Below are 16,345 nucleotides of genomic sequence, written 5' to 3'. Positions count from 1 at the left end.
CGAAGCGTCCGGAAAGAGGATTTCCGGCGTCTCTTGCCGAGGTTGCTGCGCGGGCGTAATCCGCCGCGATGCATCACCCCGTCATCTCGGCCACCGGCCTCTTCACGCCCGCGGACAGCATCACGAACGCCGAGCTGGTCGCGAGTTTCAACGCATTCGTCGAGCGCCACAATGCGGCGAACGCGGCTGCCATAGAAGCGGGCGAGATGGCCGCGCTTGAGCCGAGTTCAGTCGAGTTCATCGAAAAGGCGAGCGGAATCCAGGCCCGCCACGTGGTCGACAAGGCGAGCGTGCTCGATCCGGACACGATGTGCCCACGACTGCCCGAACGCGGGAACGACGAGCTGTCGATCATGGCCGAGATCGGGGTGGCTGCAGCGCGCCAGGCGCTCGAGCGTGCCGGGCGTGACCCGGCCGACGTCGATGCGGTGCTGTGTGCCGCATCGAACATGCAGCGCGCCTATCCGGCGATGGCGATCGAAATCCAGCACGAGCTTGGCATCGAAGGCTTCGGGTTCGACATGAATGTCGCGTGCTCCTCGGCGACCTTCGGGATCCAGACCGCGGCCGACTACATTCGCGCGGGCAATGCGAAGAGCGTGCTCGTCGTCAGCCCCGAGATCACAAGCGGCCACCTCAACTGGCGCGATCGCGACAGTCACTTCATCTTCGGAGACGTTGCGACCGCTGTCTTGGTCGAGGATGTCGAACTCGCGCCGGCAGAGCACTGGGACATCCTGGGGACCAAGCTCAAGACCGTCTTCTCGAACAACATCCGCAACAACTTCGGCTTCCTCAACCGGACCGCGCCCGAAACGCGCGACACAGCGGACAAGCTGTTCGTCCAGGAAGGACGCAAGGTTTTCAAGGAAGTCGTCCCGATGGTCGCCACGATGATTTGCGAAGAGGCGGACCGTCTTGGCATCGATCCAGCCTCGCTGCGCCGATTGTGGCTCCACCAGGCGAACGCCGGCATGAATCGCCTGATTGCCCAGCGCGTGCTGGGACACGAAGCAAGCGCGGACGAAAGCCCCACCGTGCTCGACACCTATGCGAACACCTCAAGCGCCGGATCGATCATCGCATTCCACAAGCATTCGGACGATCTCGAGAGCGGCGATGTCGGGCTCATCTGCTCGTTCGGGGCAGGCTATTCGGCCGGAACGGTTTTCGTGCGCAAGGCGGCGTAGGGCGGTTTCGCTTGTGACGAGCGGATACAGGACCTAAGTCGCGGGACATGGCCGGAGAAATTCTCGATAACAGAGGCCGGGGGGACGCGCATTGGCACTGGCCGGCGGTCCATCCCGAAGGGCGCAAGTTCGCTCTCATCACCGCCGCGGCAAGTTTCGTCACCGCACTGCTCGCATGGGAAACGCTGGCTTGGCCGCTCGCATTCCTCACGCTGGGTGTTCTCGCCTTTTTCCGCGATCCCGAACGCGTTGTGCCGCAGGGTGACAACCTGATCGTTTCGCCCGCGGACGGGCTCGTGTCGCTGATCGCGCAGGTCGAACCGCCGAAGGAACTGATCGTCGACGACGGCAGCGGAAGTGCGGGCCTCACTGCGGGACCGGTGACGCGGATTTCGATCTTCATGTCGGTGTTCGACGTGCACATCAACCGTGCGCCCATCGGCGGCACGGTTCGGCGCGTGGTCTACATTCCCGGCAAGTTCATGAATGCCGATCTCGACAAGGCGAGTGACGAGAACGAAAGACAGCATGTGCTGGTCGAGCGTCCCGACGGGCTCATGGTCGGATTTACCCAGATTGCCGGCCTGATCGCGCGGCGGATCGTGCCCTTCGTCAAGCCGGGCGACCTCGTCGCCGGCGGACAGCGGGTCGGCCTGATCCGCTTCGGCAGCCGGGTCGATGTATACCTGCCGGCAGGAACCGACGCCAAGGTCGTGCTCGGACAGACGGTCGTTGCCGGAGAGACCGTGCTGGCGGAAACCGGAACCCAGAAACTGATCGAGGGCGTCAGCCAGTAATGACCGAGCAGCCGCGTATCGGCCCCAGAGCGGCCGAGGACGAAATTCCCCTTCGCCCGCGCGGTGGAGCGCGGGGACTGGCGATGCGCGCGGTGGTGCCGAATGCGATCACCGCAGCGGCAATGTGTTCGGGCCTGACGGGTATCCGTTTCGCAATGTCGGATCGCTGGGCCGAGGCGGTCATCGCGGTCATCCTCGCGGGAGTGCTCGACGGGATCGACGGACGCATGGCGCGGCTGCTCAAGGCGCAGTCGCGGTTCGGCGCGGAGCTCGACAGCCTCGCGGATTCGCTGAGCTTCGGGACGGCACCCGCACTCATCCTGTTCCTGTGGTCGCTGAACGACCTGTCGCGGTTCGGCTGGTTCGCCGCGCTCGCCTTCGCCATTTCCGGAGCTCTTCGGCTTGCGCGATTCAACGCCCAGATCGATGTGAGCGAACAGCCTCACAAGTCCGCGGGCTTCCTGACGGGCGTTCCGGCACCGGTCGGGGCCGGGCTGGCTTTCCTCCCGCTCTACCTGTGGATGGCGACCGGCAACGAGGTGTTCCGCGATCCCTTGCTTGTCGCGCCTTGGACCGGGCTCGTCGCGTTCCTGATGATTTCGAACCTGGCCACACTGAGCTGGGGCCGGATGCGGCCGCGACGGGACATCCGGCTGCCTGTCATTGCTGTCGTGGGAATGGTCTTCGCAGCGCTGTTGCTGGAGCCTTGGTGGACGCTTGTTGCAGTCTGTGCGGTCTACCTGGCGACGATGCCGTGGTCGATTATGCGGTACGCCCGAATTAGGCGGCAGCGCGCAACGGCTGCGGTCCAGTCGGCACCGGTCGACGCGGCGCCGAACGAACTGCCTTAGGCGAAGCGCAGTTGGCGCCACGCAGCGCGGACATCCGCGGTTCGACGGAAGTACACACGAAAGCGACACCATCGCGCCGCGTGTTCGCGGCCCGCCCCACGTCGCCGCGCAGCTGCTGGAGCGCGCTCCGCCCGCGCAGGAATGCGTCGGCGAGGGTGAGCGCGCTGGCGACAGCGACGATGGCGAAAAGGGCGACGAGCAGGAAAGCGGTCATCGAACGGTACCTTCATGGCGGCACAGGTATGTTGACACCCTGTGGACGACTGGTGGAAAACACCTAGACGCGAGACGTTCCCGCGACTCGGGCAATGTTCTCTTTTTGTTCCGCTCTGTCAAGCCAATTCGCGGCAGGACTCGCTTTTCCAGCGACGAAATGAGGCTGGATTTTACCGCCGCGTCCCGCTAAGGGCCGCGCCGTTCGCCTTCGAATCCCGCCGGCTAGGCAAGGGTTCGGATGCGCGCAAATCCACATGGAGAGCGCCACATACCGGTGCCTGCCGCGGGATCTCCGCGACGGTTCCAGCTCTCCAGAGGCTCAACCGGAAAGGAATTACCTATGGCGGCCCCGACCGTCACCATGCAGCAATTGATCGAGGCCGGCGCGCACTTCGGCCACCAGACCCACCGCTGGAACCCGCGGATGAAGCCGTACATCTTCGGCGCCCGCAACGGTGTGCACATCATCGACCTGTCGCAGACCGTGCCGCTGTTCGCGCGTGCGCTCGACTTCATCCAGGACACCGTCCGCTCGGGCGGCAAGGTCCTGTTCGTCGGCACCAAGCGCCAGGCGCAGGAGCCGATCGCGCAGGCCGCGCGCGCTTCGGGTCAGCACTTCGTCAACCACCGCTGGCTTGGCGGCATGCTGACCAACTGGAAGACGATCTCGGGGTCGATCAAGCGCCTCAAGAGCCTTGAGGAACAGCTTTCGGGCGACACTTCGGGCCTCACCAAGAAGGAAGTCCTCCAGCTCACCCGCGAGAAGGACAAGCTCGAGCTTTCGCTCGGCGGCATCCGCGACATGGGCGGCATCCCCGACGTGATGTTCGTGATCGACGCGAACAAGGAAGACCTCGCGATCAAGGAAGCCGGCGTGCTCGGCATTCCAGTCGTCGCGGTGCTCGATTCGAACGTCGACCCGACCGGCATCGCGTTCCCGATCCCGGGTAACGACGACGCCGCGCGCGCAGTGCGTCTCTATTGCGATGCGGTTGCTGAAGCGGCCTCGACCGGCAAGGGCCGGGCGGTTGTCGATTCGGGCGCGGATATCGGTGAAATGGCCGAGCCGCCCGCCGAGGCCGCTGCCGCCGAAGCCGCTACCGAAGCGTAACCACCGCTTCGCATTTCCCGAATACCGGCGCCGGGACGAACACGATCCCGGCGCCGCACCGATTTTGAAGAAGGATTGATACCATGGCTGCATTCACCGCTGCCGACGTGAAGGCCCTGCGCGAGAAGACCGGCGCGGGCATGATGGACGCGAAGAAGGCGCTCGAAGCCTCCAACGGCGACATCGAGGCCGCGGTCGACGCGCTGCGCGCCAAGGGCCTCGCCACGGCCGCCAAGAAGTCGAGCCGCACCGCGGCCGAGGGTCTCGTCGGCGTTGCCGTCGCGGGCACCAAGGGCGTGGCGGTCGAGGTCAACTCGGAAACCGACTTCGTCGCCAAGAACGACAAGTTCCAGGACTTCGTCCGCAAGGTCACCGAAGTCGCGCTGTCCGAAGGTTCGGCCGACGTCGAGGCGCTCAAGGCTGCGGGCTATCCCGACGGCGGCACCGTCGCCGAAAAGCTGACCGACAACGTCGCGACGATCGGCGAGAACCAGCAGGTTCGTCGTCTCAAGCACGTTTCGGTCTCGGACGGCGTCGTCGTGCCTTACATGCACAACGCGCAGGCGACCAACCTCGGCAAGATCGGCGTGCTCGTCGCGCTGGAATCGACCGCCGACAAGGGTGTGCTCGAGGCGCTCGGCAAGCAGCTCGCGATGCACATCGCCGCTGCGTTCCCGCAGGCGCTCAACGCCGACGGCCTCGACGCCGAAGTGATCGAGCGCGAGCGCAAGATCGCCGCGGAAAAGGCCGCCGAGTCGGGCAAGCCCGCCGAAGTCCAGGCCAAGATGGTCGACGGCGCGATCAGCAAGTTCGCCAAGGAGAACGCGCTGCTCAGCCAGGTCTTCGTGATGGACAACAAGACGCCCATCTCGGAAGTCGTGGCGAAGGCGGCCAAGGACGCCGGCGCGCCGATCGAGCTCAAGGACTACGTCCGCTTCCAGCTCGGCGAAGGCATCGAGAAGGAAGAGACCGACTTCGCGGCCGAAGTAGCTGCCGCCGTCGCCGGGTAATCCTCGACGCTAGCAAACCGATTACGGCCGCCGGAGCGATCCGGCGGCCGTTTTCGTTGGCGCGGGCCGCACTTCGATCAGCCAGATCTCGGGCTGAGTGAACAGGCGGAAGGGTAGCACGCTGGTGCCGAGGCCCGCGCTGGTCACGAGCGTGTTCCCGTTCTCTCGCACGGCGCCGCAGGCATAGCGCTGGCCATACTCGGACATCGGCGCGGGCGACCCGCCCCAAGGCCACCCGATCTGCCCACAGTGGGTATGACCGGCGAGCATGAGACCGGTTGACCCGGGAAGACGGGGAAATGTGTCGGGGCTATGGCTCAGTACGAGCCCGCCGCGCCCCATGGCCGTGAACTTGCGTGTGACCTTTCTCACGTCGGCTTGGCCGGTGTAATCGTCGTCGAGCCCCGCGACGAGCAGCCCGCCGACGTTGACCACATCGTTCCGGAGCACGCCGATGCTCACCCGCGCCAGTTCGCGCTCCAGTTCCTCGACATCGCGCCAGTGGTCGTGGTTGCCGGGCACCGCGAGCTTGATCGCCTGCCGGTCGAGATACGCCAGTGGGGCCACCGTCTGGCGGGTCGAATAGTGGCGCGTCGCCGTGCGCTTGTCGCTCACGAAATCGCCGGCAAGGACCACCAGGTCCGGTTTCAGCGCATTCACCTGTCGCACGATCCGCGCGAGCCGCGCAGGCGGCATGTCGGGCCCTGCGACGTGGATGTCGGTCAACAGGACGATCCGGCCGGGCGTTCGCGGGCCTTCCACCATCGGCAGCGTGACCGTCAGCCGTTTCACGACAGGATCGCGCATCGTGTCGTGCCAGGCCTTTGCCGCGAAGGCGGAAGCAACGATTACAAGCAGGATTGCGGCGCGCTTGAACCAGGCGCGCCTACGAGGGGCCGAGGGCATTTCCGCTAGCGCACCGTTACTTCGCTGCTGCCGGCGGGGAGCATGAAAACCACCCCGTCGTCGCCTACCGTGATCGGACCGTCGAACCGGCCCTCTGCATCGCGGAGGAACGCGGGGTAGAAAAGACGGCTGGGAAGAGGCGGCACGATGTGGGTCAGCACGAGGTGCCGGACGCCTGCGCGCTGCGCGCTCTCGGCCGCCTGCTCGGGCGTCGCGTGGTAATCGAGGATGTCGCGGGTGATCTGCGCCGTGTTCTTGCGGCCCACCTTGTCGAGAGCACGGGTCAGCGACGACACCATCACCGGCTGCAGCGCCTCGTGGACGAGCAGGTCTGCGCCCCTGGCGGCGCGTTCGAGCGAGACCGACTGCGCGGTATCGCCGCTGATCACGACCGACCGCCCCTTGTAGTCGAAGCGATAGCCGACAGCGGGCGTGACGGGTCGGTGGTCGACCGGAAACGCTGTCACGGTCAGTCCGTCCTTCCGGAAAACGACCGTCGGTCCGGCAGGCATCTCGAACGGCACGGCCCTGAAAGTGCCGCCAGCGGGCGGTGCGATCGCCTCGCCATGATGGGCCACGCGGTAGCCATGGTCATGGGTGTAGGCGAGGTTGAAGCCCTCCGCCACGCGCTCCACGCCGGGAGGCCCATGGAGCGCAAGCGGCTCCCGGTCCGCGACGCCTGTCCAGTGGAGCAGGTTGAGCGGTCCGAGGCCATCGATGTGGTCGGAATGGAAATGGGTCAGGAGCACGGCATCGATGCGCCCGGGATCGATGCCCATGCGGGTCAGGTTGGCGGCACCGCCTTCGCCCATATCGACGACAATGGCTTGCGAGCCGGCGAGGACCACGGTGCACGCTCCGGCGCGGTTGGACCCCGGCATGGGAGAACCCGTTCCGCACAGGCCGACCGCAAGCCCCGATGCGCTTTCGAGCGGTGGTGCCGCGATCCGGGATCCCACCGCGCGGTCGTAGATCCACCCGCCGATTTGCGCCTGAAAGGCAAAGGCCACCACCAGGCCCAGAAGAACGACGACCGCTGCTGCAAGCGATACCTTGCGTTTCATGACAGGCCGCCTTCCCGGCTTTCCCTTTGCGCCCCTGACGGTTGCTCGCTAAGGGAGCCCCCACCTCCGTGAACAATAGGGATTTCGCCAGCCCGTGGCTACGCCGAGATACAAGCGCGTTCTTTTGAAGCTGTCGGGCGAAGTGCTCATGGGCGGCCAGCAGTTCGGCATCGATCCCTCCTTCGTCGCCGAGCTCGCCAAGGAAGTGAAGGCGGCCAAGGACACCGGCCTCGAGGTCTGCCTGGTCATCGGCGGGGGGAACATCTTCCGCGGCATGGCCGGGGCAGCCCAGGGCATGGACCGCGCGCAGGCCGATTACATGGGCATGCTCGCCACCGTCATGAACGCACTGGCGATGCAGAGCGCGCTGGAGCAGCTGGGCGTCCAGACCCGCGTCCAGTCGGCGATCGAGATGGACCAGGTGTGCGAGCCGGTGATCCGTCGCCGCGCCGAACGGCATCTCGAGAAAGGCCGCGTGGTGATCTTCGCCGCTGGCGTCGGCGCGCCCTATTTCACGACCGACAGCGGAGCGGCGCTGCGGGCCGCGGAAATGAAGTGCGACGCGCTCTTCAAGGGCACCAGCGTGGACGGGGTCTACGACAGCGATCCCAAGAAGAACCCGGATGCAAAGCGTTTCGATACCGTCACTTACGACAAGGTATTGGCAGACAATCTCAAGGTGATGGATGCCTCGGCCGTCGCGCTGTGCCGCGACAACGGGATCCCTATCGTGGTCTTCTCGATCCGCGAACAGGGCAATCTCGCCAAAGTCCTCAAGGGCGAGGGCGTCCAGACGATAGTGCAGGGAAGCTGATCATGGCGAAGTACGACAAGGCCGACATCGAGCGGCGGATGAAGGGCGCGGTGGAGAGCCTCAAGGGCGACCTCTCGGGCCTGCGGACCGGGCGCGCGAACACCAGCTTGCTCGATCCGGTGGTGGTCGAGGTCTACGGCGCGATGATGCCGCTCAATCAGGTGGCGACCGTCTCGGCGCCCGAACCGCGCATGCTGAGCGTGCAGGTGTGGGACAAGTCGAACCTCACCGCGGTCGAGAAAGGCATCGCCAAGGCGAATCTCGGCCTCAATCCGATGATCGACGGCCAGACCCTGCGTCTGCCGCTGCCGGACTTGACGCAGGAACGCCGCAAGGAGCTCGCCAAGCTCGCCGGCGAATACGGCGAGAAGGCCAAGATCGCGATCCGCAACGTCCGCCGCGACGGCATGGAAGCGCTGAAGGACGACGAGAAGAAGAAGGACATCTCCGAGGACGACCGCAAGCGGTCGGAGGACGACGTTCAGAAACTCACCGACACCCATGTCGCCGAAACCGACACCGTGGTCGCGGCGAAGGTGAAGGAAATCCTCTCGCAGTGAGGTTTTTCCGTCCTTCCAGGCAGGGCGCCGGAGCGGAGTGATGACGGACGGAGACGGAGTCGCACGTCACGTCGCGATCATCATGGACGGCAACGGACGCTGGGCGAAGGCCCGGCACATGCCGCGCGCGCTCGGGCACCAGCGCGGTGTCGAGGCGGTGCGCAACCTGGTCCGCTCGCTCAAGGACACCCCGATCGAGTGCCTGACGCTCTACGCATTCAGCACCGAGAACTGGCGCCGTCCGGAGGACGAGGTCGGTGACCTGATGAACCTGATGCGGAAATTCATCAGGTCCGACCTTGACGAATTCGTCGCCAACGACGTCAGACTCCACATCCTCGGCGACTGGCGCGGGCTCGCGCCCGACATCGTGACGATGCTCGAAGACGCGTTGGACAAGACATCCGGCGGATCGCGGACGCTGGCCGTGGCGCTGAACTACGGATCGCAGCAGGAGATCGCCCGCGCGGCCGGGAAGGCCGCGGCGGAAGGTGCGATCACGGCCGAGGCGATCGAACGGCATCTCGATAGTGCATCGCTGCCGCCACTGGACCTGCTGATCCGCACCAGCGGAGAAGTGCGGCTGTCGAACTTCCTGCTGTGGCAGTGCGCCTATGCCGAAATGATGTTCGTCGATACGCTCTGGCCAGATTTCACGCCTGCACACCTTCAGCAGGCGCTTGCGGACTTCGCGCAACGGGAGAGACGCTATGGCGGACGCTGAGGCCGCGCCGCAACGCAAGAACAGCGACCTGCCGGTGCGGCTGGCATCGGCAGTGGTCATGCTCGCCCTTGCGATCGGCACGCTCGTTATAGGCGGTGCGGTGTTCGATGCTTTCGTGGCGATCGTCGCCTTCGTCGCGTTCGTCGAGTTCGTCCTTCTCGTCGTCGGAGCGACCCCGTTTATCGGCTACCGGCTCGCGGCAATCATTGCGGGCGCGATATATTTCCTGCTGGCCGGCGGTGTCCTGGTCGGCGCGGGCGACTTCCTCATCGTGCTCATCGTCGGGGTGACCGTGTTCACCGATACGTTCGCCTATTTCGCCGGGCGGGCGATCGGCGGACCCAAGATCGCGCCTTCGATCAGTCCTTCGAAGACCTGGGCCGGCCTCGTGGGCGGGATGGCCGGGGCTGCACTGTGGGTGGTCCTGTGGGTCGTCTCAATCGACGGCGGGATCGTCGGGCCGCGCTTCGATCTGGGCCTTGCGCTGTCGGCCGAGAACCTCGGCGGCGCGGCGCTGACGGGAGCCGGGCTCGCCGTCCTCGCGCAGATGGGCGACTTCTTCGAATCGTGGCTGAAGCGCCGCGCCGGCGTTAAGGATTCGTCGAAGCTCATCCCCGGTCACGGCGGGGTATTCGACCGGATCGACGGGATGCTGCCGGTCGCGATCGCGGTCGGTGCGCTCGCCTCGGCAGCGGCCAACTGATGCGCTCGATCTCCATCCTCGGAGCGACCGGCTCGGTGGGGGCATCCACGCTCGACCTGGTTCGTCGCAACCGCGATCGATGGAAAGTCGTGGCGCTCACGGCCAACTGCAACGTGGATGAACTCGCCGCGCTGGCGCGGGAGTTCGACGTCGACCTTGCCGTGGTTGCCGACGAAAGCTGCCTCCCGGCGCTGCGCGCTTCGTTGTCGGGCACCGGGATCGAGACCGCCGGCGGCGCTGGTGCACTCGTCGAAGCCGCCGCGCGCGGGGCTGATCTGACCGTCGCGGCGATCGTCGGCTGCGCGGGCCTTGCCCCGGTCATGGCGGCGATCGAGCAGGGCGGCACCATCGCGCTCGCCAACAAGGAAGCACTGGTTTCCGCCGGCGAGGTCATGACCGCCGCGGTCGCCCGCACGGGCGCAACGCTCCTGCCGGTCGACAGCGAGCACAACGCCATCTTCCAGTGCCTCCAGGGCGGCCGGATCGAGGACGTCCGCAAGATCACCTTGACCGCCAGCGGAGGGCCCTTCCGTACCTGGACGCACGCGCAGCTCGCGGCGGCGACCCCCGCGCAAGCGGTCGCGCACCCCAACTGGGACATGGGCGCCAAGATCAGCGTCGATTCGGCGACCATGATGAACAAGGGGCTGGAGTTCATCGAGGCCCATCACCTGTTCCCGGTCGGCCTCGAGAAGATCGGCATCGTCGTCCACCCGCAAAGCGTGATCCACTCGATGGTCGAGTACCGCGACGGTTCGACGCTGGCGCAGCTCGGGCCCAGCGACATGCGGGTTCCCATCGCGTCTTGCCTTGCCTGGCCGCGCAGGATGGACACGCCGATGCCGCCGCTCGATCTCGTGCAGATCGCTTCGCTGACGTTTGAAGCACCCGACGAGGCCCGCTTTCCCGCCACGCGCCTCGCGCGCGAGGCGGCACAGGCGGGCGGGGCCGCGCCCGCCGTGCTCAACGCGGCCAACGAATCGGCGGTCGCGGCATTTCTTTCCGGCAAGATCGCGTTCACACGAATTGCGCTAACGGTGGAACGCACGCTCGCGCGCGGACTACCGCCGGCCCCCGCTTCGCTCGACGAAGTGCTGGCAGTGGACAGCGAGGCGAGGGCACGCGCAACCGAGATGATGGAGCTCGCCTGAATTGATCGAATCGCCGCCTTTCTGGTTCTACCTCGTCGGATTCGTCCTGCTGCTCGGCCCGCTCGTGACCGTGCACGAATTCGGCCACTACATTATGGGGCGCCTGTTCGGCGTGGGGGTCGAGGCGTTTTCGGTCGGCTTCGGCAAGGAGCTGGTCGGATATACCGACAAGCGTGGGACACGCTGGAAGCTCTCGGCGTTGCCGCTGGGGGGCTATTGCCAGTTCAAGGGGGACATGAACCCCGCGAGCATCCCCGATGCCGATGTGATCGCGGCCATGACGCCCGCCGAGCGCGACGGCAGCTTCCACCATGCGCCGTTGTGGCAGCGCGCGCTGATCGTGCTCGCCGGACCGCTGACGAACCTGATCGTGGCGGTGGCGATATTCGCCGCGTTCTTCATGATGATCGGCAAGCCGGTGCAGGTCGATCCGGGCGAAACCAACGTGGTGCAGCGGTTCGCCGCAGGCTCGGTTGCGGAGGCGGCGGGGGTTCGCGTGGGCGACCGGATCGTCGCTATCGACGGGCGCGAAGTCAGCGAATTCCGCGACATTACCGAGCAGGTCCTGATGCACCCCGGCAAGGCGATCGTGCTCGGCGTCGAGCGTCAGGGCGAACGTCTGCGCATTCCGCTGACGATCGGCAGCACGGTCGAAACGGACAGATTCGGCAACGCCTCGCGCGTCGGTCGTCTCGGGGTATGGTCCAGCCCTATCCGCTACGAGCCGGTCGGACCGGTCGAGGCGACGCGCCTCGGGTTCACGGAATGCGTCAACCTCGTCCGCATGATGCTGACCGGGATCGGGCAGATCCTGACCGGGGAACGCTCGGTTGACGAGCTCGGCGGGCCGATCAAGATCGCCAAGTTCTCGGGCGAACAGCTCAGCCTGGGCCCTGTCGCCTTCGTCGGCTTCGCCGCGCTGATCTCGCTTAACTTGGCGTTCATCAACCTCTTGCCAATCCCTGCCCTCGACGGCGGGCACCTGGCTTTCTACGCGGCAGAGGCTGTCCGCCGGAAGCCGGTGGGTCCGCGCGGTCAGGAGATGGCGTTCCGTGCCGGCGTGGCGGTAATCCTCGCGCTGATGCTGTTCGTCACGGTCAACGACCTGCTCTCGCTGCCAATTTTCGGGCGGTAGCAGGCCAGCCGAGGGATCGAACGCGTTCAGCTACCGCATGGGGCATGAAAGCCCTTCCACCGCTTGATTGGGGACCGGGTATGGGGCAAGGGCGGCGCACTCGCCGTCCGGCTCAATCCGGACAGGCGCATGGAGCATACCTGAGCGCATGTATTGGTTTATGGACGGGAGTCCCACGTCAATGAAGGCAAGCGAAATCGCCGGCACCACCAACCGGCCGGGTCTGGCACGTCTGGGCCTGTCGCTGCTCTGCGGAACGATGCTCGCCGGCATGCCGGTGGCTGTTGCCGCACAGGAAGCCCCTGCCGAGACGCCTGCGGAAGCCGCGCCCCAGCCCGACGTGATCCGCACGGTTGCGGTCAGCGGGGCCCAGCGCCTCGAGCCGACGACGATCGTCTCGTACATCCGGCTGCGTCCGGGCCAGACCTATACCCAGGCGGCGGCCGACCAGGCGCTGAAGGACCTCTACGCGACCGAGCTGTTCGCCAGCGCCAGTGTGGTCAACAACGGTGGCGACGTGGTCATCACCGTGGTCGAGAACCCGGTCATCAACCGCATCGTGCTCGAGGGCAACAAGCGCCTGAAGGAGGACAAGATCCTCCCCGAGATCAAGCTTGCTCCGCGCCAGATCTTCACCCGCTCGAAGGTCCGCGCCGACGTCGCGCGCATCGTCGAGCTCTACAAGCGCCAAGGCCGCTTTGCCGCCACGGTCGAACCGAAGATGGTCGAGCTCAGCCAGAACCGCGTCGACGTCGTGTTCGAGATCAACGAGGGACCCAAATCCAAGGTCCGCCAGATCAACATCATCGGCAACGAGGCGTTCTCCGACGGCGAGTTGCGCAGCGAGATGCTGACCAAGCAGGCGCGCGCCACGCGCTTCTTCTCGTCCCGCACGAGCTATGACCCCGATCGCCTTGCATTCGACCAGCAGAAGCTGCGCCAGTTCTATCTGACCGAAGGCTATGCCGATTTCCGCGTCGTGTCGGCCGTCGCCGAGCTGACCCCGGACAAGCGCGACTTCATCATCACCTACGTCGTCGAGGAAGGCGAACGCTACAAGTTCGGCGACGTCGCGGTGACGAGCGAACTGCGCGACTTCTCGAGCGATGCGCTGACCAGCAACCTGCCGATGAAGACCGGCGAATGGTACGACGCGAAGCTGGTCGAAGATACCTCGGAGCAGTTCAAGGAACTGGCCGGGACGTTCGGCTACGCGTTCGCGGAGGTCGAACCGCAGTTCCGCCGGAACAAGGAAGACCTGACGATGTCGGTCACCTTCGTCATGCGCGAGGCGCCCCGCGTCTATGTCGAGCGAATCGACGTCAACGGCAACACGCTGACCCAGGACAAGGTGATCCGGCGCGAATTCCGCCTCGTCGAAGGCGACGCGTTCAACTCGTTGCAGGTCAAGCGTTCCGAGAACCGGATCAAGTCGCTGGGATTCTTCCAGGAGAACTTCGAGGTTTCGCAGAAGGAAGGCACGACGCCCGACCGGATCGCGCTCGAGGCGAACGTGGAGGAGCAGGCGACCGGCCAGCTCCAGCTGTCGGCCGGCTTCTCGTCGATCGAGAGCTTCATTCTTGCCGCCTCTATCCAGCAGCGCAACTTCCGCGGCCGCGGCCAGACGGTCGGCGCGGGCGTCAACTACTCGCGCTACTCGAAGAGCGCGAACCTGAGCTTCTCGGAGCCCTATGTCTTCGACCGCAATATCTCGGCCGGTGTCGACATCTATCGCCGCGATCTGAACAGCTTCAACTACCTCAACAACGATCGCAACACGACCTTCCAGCAGACGACGACCGGTGCCCAGCTGCGGCTCGGCGTGCCGCTGTCCGAGTACACCTCGCTCATCGGCAGCTACACGCTCAACTTCGACGACGTGTCGCTCGACGAGAACCAATTCTTCTCGGACCGGCTCAGCCCGCCGAACCTGACGTGCGACCCGCTTCTTGCCGGGCGGTACCTGTGCGAGGCGGTCGGCAGCCGCACCAGTTCGATCCTCGGGCTGACGTTCGCCTACGATACGCTCGACAGCCGCCTGCGCCCGACGCGCGGCCGGTCTTTCTCCCTCACCGGCGAGTTCGCCGGCCTCGGCGGATCGGTCAAGTATGGTCGCTTGCGCGCCCGCGCTGCGCAATACTGGCCGCTCGGCAGCGGCTTCATCTTCTCGGTCCAGGGCGAGGGCGGCGCTATCAAGGCGCTGAGCGGTGGACGGGTCCAGCTGACCGACCGCTTCTTCCTCGGCGAACCGCAGATCCGCGGTTTCGACATTCGCGGCGTTGGCCCGCGCGTGCTGCGCCAGCCGATCATCGCCGATCCCGACAGTCCGGACGTCAACAACCCCAACCCGCTGGTCATCACCGATCGGGAGCGGGTGTCCGACGACGCGCTTGGCGGCAACTTCTACTACCTGGGCCGGGCCGAGATCGAGATTCCGCTCGGCAGCGGGGTCAAGGAATTGGGCCTGCGCCCATCCGTATTCGTCGATGTGGGCGCCCTGTGGGGCAGCAATTTCCGCGATCCGCAAGATCTGGTGCGCGACTGTACCTTCCCGACCGGATGCAATTTCCCGCAGCGCGACGTGAACGGCAACCCGCTCTTCTCCCAGACGGTCACGAACGCGGACGGCACGACCACGACGACCATCGTCACGAGCCCGACCGCACCGGGCGGCACGGCGAACACGCCTTTGCTCAACAACGTGCCTCCCTTCACCGAGGTTTTCCTGGGCGACTCCCCGAAGCCGCGCGTGTCCGTCGGCATCGGCGTCAACTGGAACTCGCCATTCGGTCCGTTCAGGATCGATTTTGCTCAAGTGCTCTTGAAGCAGCCGGGTGACGACACCAAGCGCTTCACCTTCAACGTAGGAACACAATTCTGATGACTATCATTCGCAAGAGCCTGCTCGCAGCGGGCATCGCGTTCGCCGCGCTTTCGCCGATCGCCGCCGCCCCCGCCGCCGCGCAGGTGGTCAAGGGTATCGGCGTCGTAAGCCTGCCGGCCGTCGTCGCGAACTCGAACGCCTACAAGGTCGCCGAACAGCAGCGCCCGGTCACCTACAAGCCGCAGCTCGACCAGGCCGAGGCCCGCCGCGCCGCGATCGCCGCGCAGCTCCAGCCGCTGGTGACCAAGTTCAACACCGATCGCCAGGCGAACCCGAACAACCCCGCGCTGCAGCAGCAGGCCGCGGCGATTCAGCAGATCCAGCAGTCGGGTCAGCAGGAGCTTCAGCAGCTCGTCCAGCCGATCGCGCTGAGCCAGGCTTATGTCACCGAGCAGATCGAGGACAAGCTCGACACCGCTGTCCAGAATGCAGCGAAGAAGAAGAACGTGCAGTTGATCCTCGACCCCACGCAGGGTGCGGTGCTCTATGCCGACGCGGCCTACAACATGACGCAGGACGTGCTGAACGAGCTCAACGTGCTTCTCCCGAGCGCGCAGCTCGTCCCGCCGCAGGGCTGGGTTCCGCGCCAGGTTCGTGCGCAGCAGGAAGCCGCAGCGGCCGCCAACGGCCAGGCTGCGCCGACCACTCCGCCGGCCGCCAGCAGCCGCTGACACCTGAAACGGGGGCAGGGCCGATGAGCGAGGAATCCGCAGCCACTCCGGAAACGGGGGCGTACGATATCCTCAAGGTGCTCAAGGCCCTGCCGCACCGTTATCCGCTGCTCCTCGTCGATCGCGTCAGATCGATCGAACTCGGGACACGGATTCACGCGGTGAAGGCTGTCTCGATGAACGAGCAGTTCTTCCAGGGGCACTTCCCGGGCCGGCCGATCATGCCCGGCGTGCTCCAGATCGAGGCGCTGGCGCAGGCCGCGGGCGTGCTCGGCATCGAAACCTTCGAACTCGCCGGCACCGGCAAGCTCGTCATCTTCATGGCGATCGAGAACGCCAAGTTCCGCGCGCCCGTGGAGCCCGGCTGCCTGCTCGACCTCGAGGTGGAATTCACCCGCAAGTCGAGCCGCGTCTGCAAGTTCAAGGGCCGCGCGAGCGTGGACGGCAACACGACCTGCGAAGTTGAGTTCACCGCGATGATTGCCGATCCGCCGAAGGATTGAGCGAATCCTTGCATTTCGGGCGAGGCGCCGCTAACGGCCCCGCTTTCCCACCACA

Annotated in this window: 16 protein-coding genes; 14 read left to right on the top strand and 2 right to left on the bottom strand. The window is 65.8% G+C overall.

Translation table 11 applies throughout. The features are described from left to right. Positions 1 to 68: 68 nt before the first annotated feature. From A6F68_RS12705 to tsf, 5 genes are all read left to right on the top strand, one after another. Positions 69 to 1,190, top strand: coding sequence for a beta-ketoacyl-ACP synthase III (locus tag A6F68_RS12705; protein ID WP_067680804.1), 1,122 nt, complete (start codon positions 69 to 71; stop codon positions 1,188 to 1,190). A 47-nt stretch (positions 1,191 to 1,237) separates the two neighbouring features. Next, on the top strand, positions 1,238 to 1,987 hold the full coding sequence (locus A6F68_RS12700; protein ID WP_067680801.1) for a phosphatidylserine decarboxylase: 750 nt from the start codon (positions 1,238 to 1,240) through the stop codon (positions 1,985 to 1,987). Further along, positions 1,987 to 2,838: a CDP-alcohol phosphatidyltransferase family protein gene (locus A6F68_RS12695; protein WP_067680797.1), complete on the top strand. Its 852-nt coding sequence runs from the start codon at positions 1,987 to 1,989 to the stop codon at positions 2,836 to 2,838. The genes A6F68_RS12700 and A6F68_RS12695 overlap by 1 nt, the downstream gene beginning before the upstream one ends. A gap of 556 nt (positions 2,839 to 3,394) precedes the next feature. Then, positions 3,395 to 4,165, top strand: coding sequence for a 30S ribosomal protein S2 (gene rpsB, locus A6F68_RS12685; protein WP_067680793.1), 771 nt, complete (start codon positions 3,395 to 3,397; stop codon positions 4,163 to 4,165). An 83-nt stretch (positions 4,166 to 4,248) separates the two neighbouring features. Beyond that, complete coding sequence (tsf, locus tag A6F68_RS12680; RefSeq protein WP_067680790.1) at positions 4,249 to 5,175, top strand: translation elongation factor Ts; 927 nt, start codon at positions 4,249 to 4,251, stop codon at positions 5,173 to 5,175. 21 nt (positions 5,176 to 5,196) lie between these two features. Here the strand turns inward: tsf and A6F68_RS12675 are convergent, their stop codons facing one another. Both A6F68_RS12675 and A6F68_RS12670 read right to left on the bottom strand, forming a co-directional pair. Continuing rightward, a complete protein-coding gene (locus A6F68_RS12675) occupies positions 5,197 to 5,982 on the bottom strand; it encodes a metallophosphoesterase (protein ID WP_232308146.1) in 786 nt (261 codons plus the stop codon). A 104-nt stretch (positions 5,983 to 6,086) separates the two neighbouring features. After that, on the bottom strand, positions 6,087 to 7,145 hold the full coding sequence (locus A6F68_RS12670) for an MBL fold metallo-hydrolase (RefSeq protein ID WP_067680784.1): 1,059 nt from the start codon (positions 7,143 to 7,145) through the stop codon (positions 6,087 to 6,089). Between the two features lie 94 nt (positions 7,146 to 7,239). On the opposite strand from A6F68_RS12670, the gene pyrH reads away from it, so the two are divergent. The 9 genes from pyrH (at position 7,240) to fabZ (ending at position 16,290) form a co-directional block, all read left to right on the top strand. Further along, entirely contained in the window at positions 7,240 to 7,959 is a 720-nt protein-coding gene (pyrH, locus tag A6F68_RS12665) for a UMP kinase (RefSeq protein ID WP_067680779.1), read from the top strand. Between the two features lie 2 nt (positions 7,960 to 7,961). Beyond that, positions 7,962 to 8,519 (top strand): ribosome recycling factor, encoded by a 558-nt coding sequence (frr, locus tag A6F68_RS12660; protein WP_067680777.1) that lies wholly within the window; start codon positions 7,962 to 7,964, stop codon positions 8,517 to 8,519. A 40-nt stretch (positions 8,520 to 8,559) separates the two neighbouring features. After that, positions 8,560 to 9,243, top strand: coding sequence for a polyprenyl diphosphate synthase (uppS, locus tag A6F68_RS12655; RefSeq protein ID WP_067680772.1), 684 nt, complete (start codon positions 8,560 to 8,562; stop codon positions 9,241 to 9,243). Further along, positions 9,230 to 9,946 (top strand): phosphatidate cytidylyltransferase, encoded by a 717-nt coding sequence (locus A6F68_RS12650; RefSeq protein WP_067680770.1) that lies wholly within the window; start codon positions 9,230 to 9,232, stop codon positions 9,944 to 9,946. Before uppS ends, A6F68_RS12650 begins: the two co-directional genes overlap by 14 nt. After that, positions 9,946 to 11,097: a 1-deoxy-D-xylulose-5-phosphate reductoisomerase gene (locus tag A6F68_RS12645; protein ID WP_067680768.1), complete on the top strand. Its 1,152-nt coding sequence runs from the start codon at positions 9,946 to 9,948 to the stop codon at positions 11,095 to 11,097. The genes A6F68_RS12650 and A6F68_RS12645 overlap by 1 nt, the downstream gene beginning before the upstream one ends. A 1-nt stretch (position 11,098) precedes the next feature. Then, positions 11,099 to 12,232, top strand: a complete 1,134-nt coding sequence (gene rseP, locus A6F68_RS12640; RefSeq protein WP_074428319.1) for an RIP metalloprotease RseP — start codon at positions 11,099 to 11,101, stop codon at positions 12,230 to 12,232. Between the two features lie 181 nt (positions 12,233 to 12,413). Next, complete coding sequence (gene bamA / locus A6F68_RS12635; protein WP_067680765.1) at positions 12,414 to 15,113, top strand: outer membrane protein assembly factor BamA; 2,700 nt, start codon at positions 12,414 to 12,416, stop codon at positions 15,111 to 15,113. Then, the gene (locus A6F68_RS12630; RefSeq protein WP_232308145.1) at positions 15,113 to 15,787 is read left to right on the top strand and encodes an OmpH family outer membrane protein; all 675 of its coding nucleotides are present in this window, start codon (positions 15,113 to 15,115) and stop codon (positions 15,785 to 15,787) included. Before bamA ends, A6F68_RS12630 begins: the two co-directional genes overlap by 1 nt. A 23-nt stretch (positions 15,788 to 15,810) precedes the next feature. Next, positions 15,811 to 16,290, top strand: coding sequence for a 3-hydroxyacyl-ACP dehydratase FabZ (gene fabZ, locus A6F68_RS12625; RefSeq protein WP_067680759.1), 480 nt, complete (start codon positions 15,811 to 15,813; stop codon positions 16,288 to 16,290). Positions 16,291 to 16,345: the final 55 nt, after the last annotated feature.

Source organism: Tsuneonella dongtanensis, assembly GCF_001698205.1.
Taxonomy (GTDB): Bacteria; Pseudomonadota; Alphaproteobacteria; order Sphingomonadales; family Sphingomonadaceae; genus Tsuneonella; species Tsuneonella dongtanensis.
This window is presented reverse-complemented; position numbering and strand designations above follow the sequence as displayed.